9 protein-coding genes are annotated in these 12,732 nt (G+C 54.4%); 2 read left to right on the forward strand and 7 right to left on the reverse strand.

The genetic code is table 11. From position 1 onward, the window contains the following. Positions 1-9: 9 nt before the first annotated feature. The 3 genes from A6U95_RS21440 to A6U95_RS21450 are packed head-to-tail and all read right to left on the reverse strand — an operon-like array spanning position 10 to position 3,797. Positions 10-1,281: a cytochrome c gene (locus A6U95_RS21440; RefSeq protein WP_065685937.1), complete on the reverse strand. Its 1,272-nt coding sequence runs from the start codon at positions 1,279-1,281 to the stop codon at positions 10-12. Positions 1,282-1,298: 17 nt separating this feature from the next. Further along, entirely contained in the window at positions 1,299-3,077 is a 1,779-nt protein-coding gene (locus tag A6U95_RS21445; protein WP_065685938.1) for a GMC family oxidoreductase, read from the reverse strand. Then, on the reverse strand, positions 3,078-3,797 hold the full coding sequence (locus A6U95_RS21450; RefSeq protein ID WP_083196438.1) for a gluconate 2-dehydrogenase subunit 3 family protein: 720 nt from the start codon (positions 3,795-3,797) through the stop codon (positions 3,078-3,080). 373 nt (positions 3,798-4,170) lie between these two features. Between A6U95_RS21450 and A6U95_RS21455 the strand changes: the two genes are divergently transcribed. Continuing rightward, entirely contained in the window at positions 4,171-4,872 is a 702-nt protein-coding gene (locus A6U95_RS21455) for a GNAT family protein (protein WP_065685939.1), read from the forward strand. A 41-nt stretch (positions 4,873-4,913) separates the two neighbouring features. On the opposite strand, the gene A6U95_RS21460 is transcribed toward A6U95_RS21455, so the two are convergent. The 4 genes from A6U95_RS21460 to ebgR form a co-directional block, all read right to left on the reverse strand. Further along, entirely contained in the window at positions 4,914-6,329 is a 1,416-nt protein-coding gene (locus tag A6U95_RS21460; RefSeq protein ID WP_065685940.1) for an amino acid permease, read from the reverse strand. Between the two features lie 90 nt (positions 6,330-6,419). After that, the gene (locus A6U95_RS21465) at positions 6,420-6,872 is read right to left on the reverse strand and encodes a beta-galactosidase subunit beta (RefSeq protein WP_065685941.1); all 453 of its coding nucleotides are present in this window, start codon (positions 6,870-6,872) and stop codon (positions 6,420-6,422) included. A 3-nt stretch (positions 6,873-6,875) separates the two neighbouring features. Further along, the gene (gene ebgA / locus A6U95_RS21470; RefSeq protein WP_065685942.1) at positions 6,876-9,947 is read right to left on the reverse strand and encodes a beta-galactosidase subunit alpha; all 3,072 of its coding nucleotides are present in this window, start codon (positions 9,945-9,947) and stop codon (positions 6,876-6,878) included. 345 nt (positions 9,948-10,292) lie between these two features. Next, positions 10,293-11,276 (reverse strand): transcriptional regulator EbgR, encoded by a 984-nt coding sequence (gene ebgR / locus A6U95_RS21475; protein ID WP_065685943.1) that lies wholly within the window; start codon positions 11,274-11,276, stop codon positions 10,293-10,295. A 255-nt stretch (positions 11,277-11,531) separates the two neighbouring features. On the opposite strand from ebgR, the gene A6U95_RS21480 reads away from it, so the two are divergent. After that, a complete protein-coding gene (locus tag A6U95_RS21480; RefSeq protein ID WP_065685944.1) occupies positions 11,532-12,623 on the forward strand; it encodes a LacI family DNA-binding transcriptional regulator in 1,092 nt (363 codons plus the stop codon). Positions 12,624-12,732 lie beyond the last annotated feature (109 nt).

Genomic DNA, 12,732 nt, shown 5'->3' on the forward strand with positions numbered 1-12,732 from the left:
TTGTAGTGTTTACTGCTGGGAAGGTTTGGCGGCGCTGTTCTCCCGTATTTCTTTGACCTGATCGGCAGTGACCGGAGCGGCGTTATTCCCCCAACTGGTGCGCACAAAACTGGCAATCTGGGCCACCTGCTGGTCGCTCAGACGCCAGCCAAAGTCTGGCATGGTGAGTCCTGTAGGGGCGTCTATAGTCATCGGCGTACGTGAACCATTCAGAATGATGCTGATCACCGAAGCAGGGTCTTCCGCCAGCAACGCCGGATTATGGGCCAACTGTGGGAAGGTATTGCGATAGCCCTGACCATCGCTGCGGTGGCAGGCGGCGCAGTTGTCCAGATAAGCCTGACCGCCTGGGTTGCCTCGGCCGGTGCTGTAGAGTGCCAGCGGCTGGTTGGCCGTTGGCGTTATTTGCTCATCCCCCGCAGGCAGCGATTTCAGATAAGCGGCGATCGCCTGCAAATCCCCGTCGCTCAGGTGCTGAGTGCTGTCTTGTACCACGTCCACCATGGAGCCAAAGGCGGCAAATCTGTCGCTGTGGCCGGTTTTCAGGAAACGGGTCAGATCTTCCGCGTTCCAACTACCCAGCCCGCTGAGCGCATCGCCACGCAGGCTGGCGGCGTGCCAACCTTCCAGCGTCCCACCGCTCAGATAGGCGTCATCAGTCTGGTTCAACGCCTTCTCCTGGAAGCCAATGCCGCGTGGCGTATGGCAACTGCCGCAGTGGCCCAATCCTTGTACCAGATAAGCCCCACGGTTCCATTGTGCGCTTTGGTTAGCGTCTGGCTGATAGGCGCCATCCTCGCGGAAAATGCCGTCCCACATCGCCAATGGCCAGCGCATATTCAGCGGCCACGGGATATCGCTAGCCTTGTTCTGCTGCACCACCGGCGTTACCTGTTGGGTGAAGTAGAGATACAGATCGCGTATATCCTCATCATTGATTTTGGCGAATGAGGGATAGGGCATGGCCGGGTAGAGCCGAGTGCCATCGCGCCTAATGCCTTTACGCAGGGCGTCGGCAAACGCTTGTAGATCGTAGGCACCGATCCCGGTGGTTTTGTCTGGAGTGATATTGGTGGAATAGATCGCACCAACCGGGGTGGTCATCTTCAGCCCACCGGCGAATGCCATGCCACCTGGCGCGGTATGGCAGGCGGCACAGTCACCAACGCGGGCCAGATATTCGCCATGAGCGATTTGCCCAACCTGGTGGGTATCCTCGGCGGCCTGAGCGCTGGCGCTTAATACCAGCAAGGCCAGCAGCGAGGGGGTTAATCCTTTCATCGTCTTCTCCTTGCGTATCAGGCCTGAACCAACGGGCCGGGGTTGTTCAGATACTGATTACGGATCGCTTCCGCTGAATAATAGGCCAGCGCACCGACGATCCCGGTGGGGTTATAAGCCAGGTTCTGCGGGAAGGCGCAGGCACCGGTGACAAACACGTTGGGCACGTCCCAGCATTGCAGGTACTTGTTCACCACGCTGGTTTTTGGGTTGTCGCCGGTGATTGCCCCGCCGGTAGTGTGAGTGGATTGGTACGGGCGCACGTCATAGTGCGAACCGCTGCCCATCACCGAAATCGCCATCTGCTTCGGCTCCATGGCTTTGGCGATGTTCGCCATCTTGCTGGTAATGTGTTGGGTCATCTTGATCTCGTTAGCCTTCCAGTCGAAGGTCATGCGCAGCAGCGGTAGCCCATAGGCATCCCGATAGGTGGGATCGAGATCGAGATAGCAGTCGCGATAGGGCATCACCGAGCCTTCAGAGCCAATGCTCATCGAGTGCGGATAATTATCTTTGATGCCTTGTTTCCAGCCACTGCCCCAGGTGGGCGTTCCTGGCGGTAATGACATCTGTTGGATCGGGCGGCCACCGGTGCGGGTGGCGGAAATATAGGCACCACCGATAAAGCCCAACTCGCCGTGGTCGAAGTTTTCCGAGTTGAGGTCGTCGATCACCGTGCCTGCGGCTCCGGCTCCGATGAACGGGTTGAAGTGGGTGTCCTTATCGTAAAATAGCGAAATGCCGCTGTTCATCTGATAGGCGTAGTTCTTGCCAACGACCCCTTCGCCAGTGACGGGGTCATAAGGTTTACCGATACCGGAGAGCAGCAGCAGGCGCACGTTATGCAGCTGAAAGGCGCTGAGGATCACCAGGTCCGCCGGTTGTTCAATCTGCTGGCCCTGGGCGTCGACATAGGTGACACCGGTGGCCTTTTTGCCGCTGCTGTCCAGATTGACCTTGATAACCTGCGACTGGGTGCGCAATTCGAAGTTTTTCCGCTTCATCAGCACCGGCAGAATGGTGGTTTGCGGTGAGGCCTTGGAGTACATAAAACAGCCGAAGCGCTCACAGTAACCGCAGTAGTTACAGGGACCGAGTTGCACACCGTAGGGATTGGTATAAGGCTCCGAGCAGTTGGCTGCTGGAATACTGAACGGGTGATAGCCGAGCGACTCGGCCGCCTTGCCAAACAGCGAACCAGAATAGAGCTGCTTGAGGGGGGCAGTGGGATATTCGCTAGTGCGTGGCCCTTCGAACGGGTTGCCGCCTTTGACGATGTTGCCTTGCAGGTTACCGGCTTTGCCTGCGGTGCCACAGACCTTCTCGAACTTATCGAAGTAAGGCTCCAGCTCGGTGTAACTGAGAGGGTAATCCTGCAACAACATGCCTTCTGGCACCCATTTGTCGCCATACTTTTCCGTCACTGTGGTACGCATTTTCAGATCGGCGGGCAGGGCGCGCCAGTGCATGCCGTTCCAGTGGACGCCAGCACCGCCAACGCCGTTGCCGGGCAAAAAGGATCCAAGCTGACGATAAGGCACGGCGAAATCCGCTGGCGTGTGCCGCACGGTGACGGTTTCGTGCGCCATCTCCTGCTCGAGTTTCAGGCGGATGCCATAGGTCAATTCGTCCGCAATCCGTGGATAGGCAAAATCAGGGTAGGTATCGCGCTGCTCACCGCGCTCCAGTGCCAATACGCTCAGGCCGGTTTCGGTCAGTTCCATGCCCATAATGGCACCGGTCCAGCCAAATCCGACAATCACCACGTCTACCGGTGGCTTTTTTATCGTGCTCATTTATGCATTCCTTTTGCTGGAGATACTTACCGGGCCAAGGGGATAAGCCTGATTGGGATGATCGACCCAGTCGGTGTAATCTGCCCGCGCACCAGGGAAACCGATCAGCTTCCATGAGGCCATCGACTGGTTACCGCCGTGCTGTGGATCGGCCAGATAACCCTCTTTGGTGTTTTGCAGCAGTTGGCTGAAAAAGGCTTTGCCGGGCAGGGCTTCGGAGTCCAGCTCACCTTTCTCCAACGCCGTCAGGATCTGATCTTGCTGGGCATGATCCAGATCCACAAAGGCTTTCTGGTACTGCTGCTGGCAGTGCGCATTGAGGCCGCGAATGCCAATGCGATAGGTATCACGCGGAGTCAGTTTGGACTGATAGCCTAATTCAGGGGCCGAAGGGACAAACGGCGGGTGCATATACCACAGGCCGCCGTGACCATAAGGCGTTTCCATCTGCTTATCGATAAAGATCGGCACGCCTTCTTCGACGGCGCCGGGGCCATTGCTATCACTAGGGATCAGTCGATCGCAGGCCGCCAGCACAAAGCGCCATTCTTCGTTATTGAAATAAGCGGGAACATAGTGAGAGGAGACACCCGCCGCCGAGGCTGGCAGGGGCGTCATCGTCAGAACGCCGGTACCTCCGGCTGCGGCCAGTGGGATTAACGCCAAAGTCTTTTTAAGAAAGCTCCGCCTGGGCGGTATAGAAGAGTGCTGTTGTGACATAGTTCCACCTTGAATATGTTTCACAGAAATGCCCGCGTGCGAATCAGGTACGCACCGCCGCTGTCTTGGGCAGTAACGGGCAGAGGGAGTTGCTATTCCATGACCAATAACGATTAGCAAGCTACTGGTATGGTGATCTAAGTTTAAGTCTTGGTAGCTAAGACAAACAATAAAGCATCTGTTTCAAAACATTTTCTTCACATTGTTTTTGATTTAGATCATTTCATTAACAATTTGCCTTGACTATTACGCCTAACGAGCTTCGGCTGATTGGTCTAGTCGCTAGGGTTAATTGGTCTGTATGATGCGATCTGACATCGGTATATGCTGCGGTGGAGAACCTGCTTTTGCAGCAACCAGACGGAATACTTTTATGGCGATAAATCAATATGGTCAGACGGTGGGTGAACCCTTGGCGCAATGGCATGCCTTGCCACGGCCGCAGGAGGTGAAGCTGACGGGCAAATTTTGCCGCCTCGCGATGTTGGACGTCGAGCGGGACTTTGCCGCGTTGTTTGCGGCTTACCAGCTAGCGCCAGATGGCCGTGACTGGACTTACCTGATGAGGGAGCGACCGGATAGCCCGCAGGAACTGCGTGCGCATCTGGAAAACCTGCAGGCCAACCCGGCGCTGGTGAATCTGGTGGTGTTCGATTTAGCCACCGATATGCCCGTCGGCACGGTGGCCTTTATGCGGATTGAAGAGGCTAGCGGCGTGTTGGAAATTGGCCACGTCTGCTGGTCACCGCTGATGCAGCAGCGCTCTTGCGCCACCGAGGCGATTTACCTGATGCTGCGCCATACCTTTGACGAGTTGGGCTACCGCCGCTGTGAATGGAAATGCGATAGCCTGAATGCGCCTTCCAGGCAGGCAGCGCAACGCTTTGGGTTCCAATACGAAGGGCGCTTTTTGCAGGCGTTGGTCACCAAGGGCCGCAACCGGGATACCGACTGGTTCGCCATGATCGACCAAAACTGGCCCCAGATGCGTAGTGCGTTCGAAGGTTGGCTGGCTGACGAGAATTTTGGTACCGACGGCCAGCAGATACAGCGTTTGCAGGCGTTTATGCCTTGATATGTAGGGGGCGAACATGTGGATGTTCGCCCCTATGTAGCTTACTGCTCGTTCAGCGCCGCTTTATTTCTTACCTGCTTGGCCTCGAAGCGTGAAATCCACCACCAGGCCAGGGCCGAGAACACCGCGGTCATACAGACGTTGATAAAGAAGGCTTTCATCAGATCGACCCCCGGCGGGAATGCCGATGCCGTCATACTGACCACAAAGATGGTGATCAGCACCGAAACCACGCCCATTCCGAACTTGCGCGATCCCATGCGGAACTCGCGCGGCGTATCGTCATGCTTCCAGCGGAACACGAAGTAGGCCACCATGATAAAGATCGGCGGCAGCATCGCCGTACCCGCCGTCAGGTTGATCGCGGTGTTCATCATCTGTTGTACCGATTCGGAACCAAAGCCGTTAACCACCAACATCACGAACACGAAGGCAAATTGCCACCATGCAGCACGTACCGGAACGCCATGTTTGTTCAGCTCGGTGGTTTTCTGGCCGTAAACGCCTTTCGGGATCTCGGAGAAGTGGATCTTCACCGGCGCGGAGGTCCACATCATCATCGAACCAAAAATGGCGATAAACAGCACGATGCCCACCAGGCGGCCCACCAGCGTTTCGGAAATGCCGAAGTACTTGGCCATCCCGGTGAAGATCTCCACCATGCCGCCCGCGTAGGTCAGGTTTTCACGCGCGACAAACACGTTAACCAGCAGGGAACCGACGGCATACATCCCGCCGATCACGGCACCGGCAATGATAATCACCTTGATAAACGACTTCTGGCCCCCTTTGACGTCATTGAGATAGGCCGCCGCCGTTTCCGCACCGCCAGCCGCCTGGAAGATCCAGCACATGATACCCAACGTTGCCCAGTTCACCGTCGGTGTCATCGCCTCCAGCGTAATAGGTTGCGCCGGGACGTGAGCGCCGCTCAGCGCCATCAACGCGCCCAGCACGTAAATCGCAAACAGGGCGAACACCCCATAGGCGACGACTTCGGCAATCTTGCCCAGCCAACTGGCACCCTTGGTGGAAATATGGGTGGTGGCGGCAAACAGTACGATCGAGATGATCGATACCATCACCGGGGAAAAGGCGTATTCGCGGCCCATAATGGCGTACGACGCATAGGCAATCACGTTGGGCAACAGTGATACAAACCAGAACAGGTTGACGAACCAATACAGGAACGACCCCATATAGGCTGCACGGGTGCCCAGAGGCTGTTTTAACCAATCGTACATTCCCGACTCGGAGTTCTTATTGGCGGACACAAACTCCGCGATAATAAACACAAAGGGAATGAAGTAGACCAGGGTTGCAAACAAAAATACCGGGGCTGAACTCAAGCCCAGTTCAATGTTGTTGTTGACGATATTGCGTACGTTGAACACCGCCGCAAAGGTCATCGACAACAGGGCAAACTTGCCAATCGTGCCACGTAAAGAATCGGACATAGCGTCCTCCGATGAACGACATCAATGATGAACTCAATCTGGATGGAGCGGGAGTGATTTCCCGCCCGGTTCGCTTCATAATCAGCAGGATCACTTGTTCAACATGTAGCCATCCTCAATGGTGACCCGCAGCACCACTTTTCTTACCCGGTTATCGCCGTGGAAGCGGTAGGCTTCCTGATTGTCAAAAATCGCCAGTTGCCCGGCACGTAATTCGCAGGTTTGCCCGGTGCCTTGCAGATATTCGCGGTCGGTTTCATCGCGGTAGGCCTCAACGGGGGTGAGGGCTGATTTCTGCGCGAATTCCACCGTTTCGCCGCCCTCGAGGTAGTAATGGATGGTGAAATAGCGACGGTTGCCTTCAAAGGTCGAGTGATTGCAGGTGACGCCGTCTTCAATCATATAGACCAGCGTATCGCCGATGGAGTGCATCACGCCGTCTTTGATATTGGCAATGTTGTCAATGGCTTCCACACAACGGTTCCATTTGCGCCCGTCCCGGTAAACCACTTTGAATTGTTCCAGGTTGTCTATTACGTGCATGGATCAGGCCTCATTGGTGGTTGGAGTGAAGAAGTCATTGGCAAAGTCATGGTTGGCCAGCGTCTGTGCGCTGACGTCACCGGCTTGCAGCGGTATCAGGGTCAGGCCATAGCGGAATGGCGCCATGTAAACCCGGTAGGAGTCGAGGACTTCGCTGCCCCAAGAGTTGGAACCCAGCCCCATCACTTGGTGGTCAAGGTTGAGGGTGATATATCCACTTGGTTGCAGCTCATTGGTATGCTGCGCCTGATGCAGGTTCTGGCTGGTGTACTCCCAGGCGCTGAAATTGATCGGTTGCTGCGGTTTGACCAGCAGGCCGGTACCGTGACGATTGGTGAGCGCAGCCCAGCGCACATGCTGGCGGTTACCGTTGTTTTGTGGGAACGGATAGTGCTCGAACATCTCGGCCACCGTGGTCTGGTAGATATCGATCAGGTTGGCCTGCTGGCTGTCCTGATAGTTTTCTTCCGGGCCGCGGCCATAGTAGTTTACCCGATCAAAGCCGCCGTTAATGCCGATATCCAGCCCGATGGCCGGGATCACGTACGGGTAATCGCCGTAACGCTCGCCGCTGAGTTCCACGTTGAGCTGGCCTTCGGCATTGATCTGGTAGCGGTAGCAACAGCGCATGCCGAAGTCGAAGACCGGCGGGGCGATGATGCTGGTCACGGTGATTTCAACGCGGCCATTGGCCTGAACGACGTCCAATGTACGGAAGTGCTCTTGCATGATTTGCAGATGAGCGGGCTCCCACAGGCCTTGATACTCCTGTTTGTGGTTATCGATCATCGGTTTGAAGAAGCTTAACGCCGGAGCAGAGGCGATAATCTCTTCCCCGTTGCTCATCCAGGAGGTCAGCTTGCCGTTCACCTTGGAGAAGGTCAGCGTAAAGTCCTGGCCGCTGATGCAGTACGCCAGGCGGCTTTCCGCTACCCGTATAGGCAGGGCGTTGAGGTTGGTATAGGCTTCTGTTTGCGCAGTGTTCTCTTTGAGCTGGAACTGGTACACCGCGATATCATGATTGGCCGGGCTGTACAGCGTGCTGGAGTTCTTGCGCACGGTGAAGTTCACAAAGGCTTCGCGCTCATCCAGTTCAGGCAGCTCAAGGCGGATTTCCCGTGAAGAGTTGGCTGCCAGATCTTTCAGCCGCAGAGGCAGCGTTGCCAGCGTTTCCCCTTCTGCGCGGATTTCGACGGTGAGGGTGTAATCATCCAGATTGGTGAACCACAGCTTGTTCTCGACTAGGAAGGTGCCAAGGTGAGGCTCAAGCGCACGGATCTTCACCGGCGCGATAACCTGCTTGTACTCCTTCAGGCCTGGCCCTGGGGTTTGATCCGGGAAGATCAGCCCGTCCATGCAGAAGTTGTAGTTGTTCGGATAGTCGCCGAAGTCGCCGCCGTATTTGTAAAACGCCAGGCCTTGCTCATCGTGCGCCAGGATGCCGTGATCGCACCACTCCCAAACGTAGTGGCCCTGAATATGATCGTGCTGGTAAAACACGTTCTGATATTCCGTCAGGCCGCCGGGGCCATTGCCCATGGCGTGCGCGTATTCACAAATGATGCGTGGTTTGGCGTGCGGGTGTTCACCAAACTCGTTCATCAACGGCGCGCGGGTATACATGGTGGAAATGATATCCACCACCTCGGCGTCGCGGTCTTCTTCGTAGTGCACCAGGCGGGTATCGTCGATGGCCTTGGTGGCATGGTACATCGCATGGATGTTGCAACCGTAACCGGACTCATTGCCCAGCGACCACATCACGATCGACGGATGGTTCTTCTGCGCGTGAACGTGGCGCACGATGCGATCGACGAATACCGTTTCCCAGGCAGGATCGTTGGTGATGCGGCTCAGATCGCCCACGTTGGCAAAACCGTGGGTTTCAACGTCGGTTTCGGCCATCACGAACAGCCCGTAAATGTCGCACAGCTCATAAAAGCGCGGGTCGTTAGGGTAATGGGCGGTACGTACCGAGTTGATATTGTGCTGTTTCATCAGGATCAGATCTTTTTCGACGCGATCCATGCCCACCGCACGGCCTTTCAGATGGTCGTTATCATGGCGGTTGACGCCGTGCAGCATCACATACTGGTTGTTGATGTAGAACAGGCCGTCACGCACCTTGATATCGCGGAACCCGACGCGTTGAGGTATCACTTCTAGCACGGTGCCGCTTTGGTCTTTAAGCGTGATATACAGCTGATAGAGATAAGGGTTTTCCGCTGACCAATGGATTGGATTAGCCAGATTGATAGCAAAATGGGTCTGCGTTTGTGCACCTAGGCACTGCTGCGCCAGGAGGTTATCGTTATCAAACAGGGCATACTCGACCACGTAGTCTGAAAGTGGTGCGCCAGACAGGTTTTCGATCTCCAGTGCGCAAGACAGGGTCGCGCTTTGGTAGTCATCGGCAAAATCGGTGCGAACGGTCAGATCCTGCACGTGAACCGGCTCTTTGCCCACCAGATAGACATCGCGAAAAATGCCAGCAGACCACCACATATCCTGATCTTCAATATAGGTCGAGTCTGCCCACTGCATGACGCGCACGGCGAGCAGGTTTTCCCCGGAGTGCACGTATCCAGAGATATCAAATTCGGCGGTCAGGCGGCTGCCCTTGCTGAAGCCGACATACTGGCCGTTGACGTACACTTCAAAATAGGTCTCGACCCCATCGAATTTGATGATGGTCTGTTTCCCACTCCACTGTTCACCTAGTGTAAAGCTACGTTGGTAAGCGCCAGTTGGGTTGTCTGTCGGTACGAAAGGGACATCGATCGGGAAGGGGAAGCCCTCATCGGTGTATTGCAGGATGCCGTGGCCTTCCATCTGCCACATGTTGGGCACCGTGATCTGGCCCCAGTCAGTCATCTTTTGTGAATAAAAGTCTTCGGGCACCAGCAGCGGGTTGGTGAAGTAGTTAAAGCTCCATTGGCCGCTGAGTGCCATAAAGTGGCTACTGAGGGCGCGCTGAAAGGTTTGGGCACGCTTAAGCGAGTCATATGAGAAGAAGTAGGCGCGGGGGGCCATTCGGTTCTCATGCAGGTGTTGAAAGTTTTCCCAATTATTCACGTCATCTCTCCTAATCTGAATGCTGTAGGTCGCAGTCTTGGCATGGAATGCGTCAATGCTTGGAATGGATTTTAGTAAAATGTTTACTAAAATGTAGCCAATAATTTATTTTACTTTAACTCGATCACGCTTTATTCCCGATGCGCTGGTGGATCTGTGATCGGGTTAAAAGAAGGGAGAATTGGTGTGGTAGGCGTGGGTTAGTGGCAGAAATTGGCAGGTTTCGAGGTAAAAAACCCCGTAATTATTAGTATATTTTACTAATAACCAGGCGTTTGGATGCGAGACAGGTGCTTTAGCGGGCGCACATACGGCGCCCCTACATGGCGAGAATTGAGTCGTCAGTTACTTGGTGGTTTCACGCAGTTTTAACTTGCTGGGTACGAAGACCTGCAGCGGCAGGGCGCGGCCATCACGGAATTTCTCCAGCAGCAGGTTGACCCCTTGGATCCCCATCATTTCCGAGTGGATACGCACGGTAGAAAGCGGTGGGAAGGTGAAACGCGCGGTCGGGATATCGTTCACGCTGATCAGGGCGATGTCCTGTGGGATTTTCAACCTCAACTCATGAATGCTGCGCAACACCCCAATGGCAATGGAGTCTGAGGCGACAAACAGTGCGGAAGGGTAATCCGTGGTTGCCAGCATCTTTTTCGCCAGCTCATAACCGGAGGCGCTAGAGAAATCGCCACGGTAGATATCTTGCTCGCGGACTACGCCTTTCAGCCGCCCATATTCCACAAAGGCCGCTTCGCGGATATCCGCTTTGTTCGGCTCGTCGGCACCGCCGATAAAACCGATGCGTTTGGCTCCATGCTCAATAAAGAAGTCGATGATCTCTTTGCTGATTTTTGCCAGATCGATATCTACCGAGTCGTATTCGGAACCGGGCTCATTAAAATCAATAAAGCAGATGTTGTCGGTTAACGCTGCGGCCTTACACAGGATCTCAGGCGCAGGTTTACTGACGATCAGCACGCCGGTGATCTTTTTCAGATCCGGCAGTTGGTTATTTTTGTAGCAGTTGGTGAGTTCAATCCCCAACCTTTCACACTGGGTTTCGATGCCGTGACGGATGGAAAGGTAGTAAGGATCGTTGATTTCCATCTCTTGCTTATAGCTGTATAGCGCCAGCACGTGATGTTGCACCACCGCGTTAGTCAGATGCTTTTTGGCACTGCTGGTCTTGTATTCCAGCTTTTCGGCAATTTCCAGAATGCGATGTTTGGTCTCTTCTTTGACGTTGAGCGTGGGATCGTCATTCAAAACCCGGGAGACCGTTGCCAATGAAACTCCTGCTTCGGCCGCGATGTCTTTCAGCGTTGCCATATCTATCCTTATCTCACAGCCTGAACGGCAAACTTCGTTATCTGGCATTGTAAGTGATGTCGGCGAACTTTCATTAGTTTTTAGTAAAAAATAAGGGTTGCGGGATTTACGGGTTCACGTTTTATATGCCCGAAGGCCTGAAATCAATACCTTCAGGCCGTGCCGCCAATAATGCCTGGTTGAATAGCTTCTTAAGCTGCTATGATTAACACTCATTAGCTTGATTTCTTTGAATTAATCGACGCGAGAAACTGTATGAAGCCTAAATCTGTCACGCTGAATGACGTCGCCGACTATTCCGGAGTGTCGTATCAAACCGTGTCGCGGGTATTAAATCGTGCTGAACACGTTTCGGGTAAAACCCGCGCGAAGGTCGAGCAAGCAATGGCTGCGTTGAATTACGTACCAAACCGTGTCGCACAGCAACTTGCAGGTAAACAGAGTTTTACGCTAGGGCTGGCGACCACCGAACTAGCGCTGCACGCACCTTCCCAAATCGCTTCGGCAATTAAAACGCAGGCGAACCAGATGGGATTTAACGTGGTGATTTCCATGGTTGAAGATCTTAGCGTTCAGGCCTGTCGCACTGCGATAAATGAGTTGTTGTCGCAGCGGGTGGATGGATTACTGATTAATGTTTCTCTCTGCGCTGAAGATTCTCACGCTATTGAACAAGTTTGTGGCAAGGTGCCTGCGCTGTTTTTGGACGTCGACCCGGATTCTGATGTCTCCAGCATTCTTTTTGATCCCTATGAGGGGGCTCGTCAAGGGGTAGAACATGTCGTTGCTCTTGGGCATCGTGATATAGCACTGATTACCGGGCCGCTGGTCTCGATTTCGGCGCGTTTGCGCTATCAGGGGTGGCTGACTACGTTAGCGGAGTGTCAGTTGAAGCCTTGTTCGGTACTCCATGGCGATTGGAGTGCGGCTTCCGGTTATCAGCTTGCCGGGCAGATCCTGAGCTTGCCGAAACACCCAACGGCGATATTGGTTGCCAACGATCAAATGGCGTTAGGCGTGCTGCGTGCTCTGCAGGAGTATGGGTTGCAAATTCCGGTGCAAATGTCGGTAGTGGGTTACGATGATACTGAAGACAGTGCTTATTATTACCCCCCGCTGACAACCATTAAGCAGGACTTTCGGATGTTGGGGCAGGAAAGCGTTAAACGCCTGGTTCAGTGCCTGGAAGAGCGACATGTGCCTCATGCCGGTTCTTTGCGTTTGACGACCAGTCTGGTGCAAAGGCATACAACGGCGGTTATGAATCAAGAGAAGGTATCGCTGCAAACTTTATCTCAGGAGTTGCTGCGTATCGCACGCCAAATCTCCGCGCTCGAGGGAAAATAGCCGCCAACGCCAGGGATCGGTTGCGATCCCTGAGCTTAATTTGTGACTGACCTCGCTTTCCCAAGGATATTTGCTTTACACCTCTACGCGTACTGTTCATTTTATTGTT

The organism is Serratia sp. 14-2641, from assembly GCF_001692375.1.
Lineage (GTDB): Bacteria > Pseudomonadota > Gammaproteobacteria > Enterobacterales > Enterobacteriaceae > Chania > Chania fonticola_C.

What these genes read in the sequence shown, in the direction of transcription:
- A6U95_RS21445 (WP_065685938.1), bottom strand. Translation starts at nt 3,077, where the DNA reads ATGAGCACGATAAAAAAGCCACCGGTAGACGTGGTGATTGTCGGATTT.
- A6U95_RS21440 (WP_065685937.1), bottom strand. Translation starts at nt 1,281, where the DNA reads ATGAAAGGATTAACCCCCTCGCTGCTGGCCTTGCTGGTATTAAGCGCC.
- A6U95_RS21480 (WP_065685944.1), top strand. Translation starts at nt 11,532, where the DNA reads ATGAAGCCTAAATCTGTCACGCTGAATGACGTCGCCGACTATTCCGGA.
- ebgR (WP_065685943.1), bottom strand. Translation starts at nt 11,276, where the DNA reads ATGGCAACGCTGAAAGACATCGCGGCCGAAGCAGGAGTTTCATTGGCA.
- A6U95_RS21455 (WP_065685939.1), top strand. Translation starts at nt 4,171, where the DNA reads ATGGCGATAAATCAATATGGTCAGACGGTGGGTGAACCCTTGGCGCAA.
- A6U95_RS21460 (WP_065685940.1), bottom strand. Translation starts at nt 6,329, where the DNA reads ATGTCCGATTCTTTACGTGGCACGATTGGCAAGTTTGCCCTGTTGTCG.
- A6U95_RS21465 (WP_065685941.1), bottom strand. Translation starts at nt 6,872, where the DNA reads ATGCACGTAATAGACAACCTGGAACAATTCAAAGTGGTTTACCGGGAC.
- A6U95_RS21450 (WP_083196438.1), bottom strand. Translation starts at nt 3,797, where the DNA reads ATGTCACAACAGCACTCTTCTATACCGCCCAGGCGGAGCTTTCTTAAA.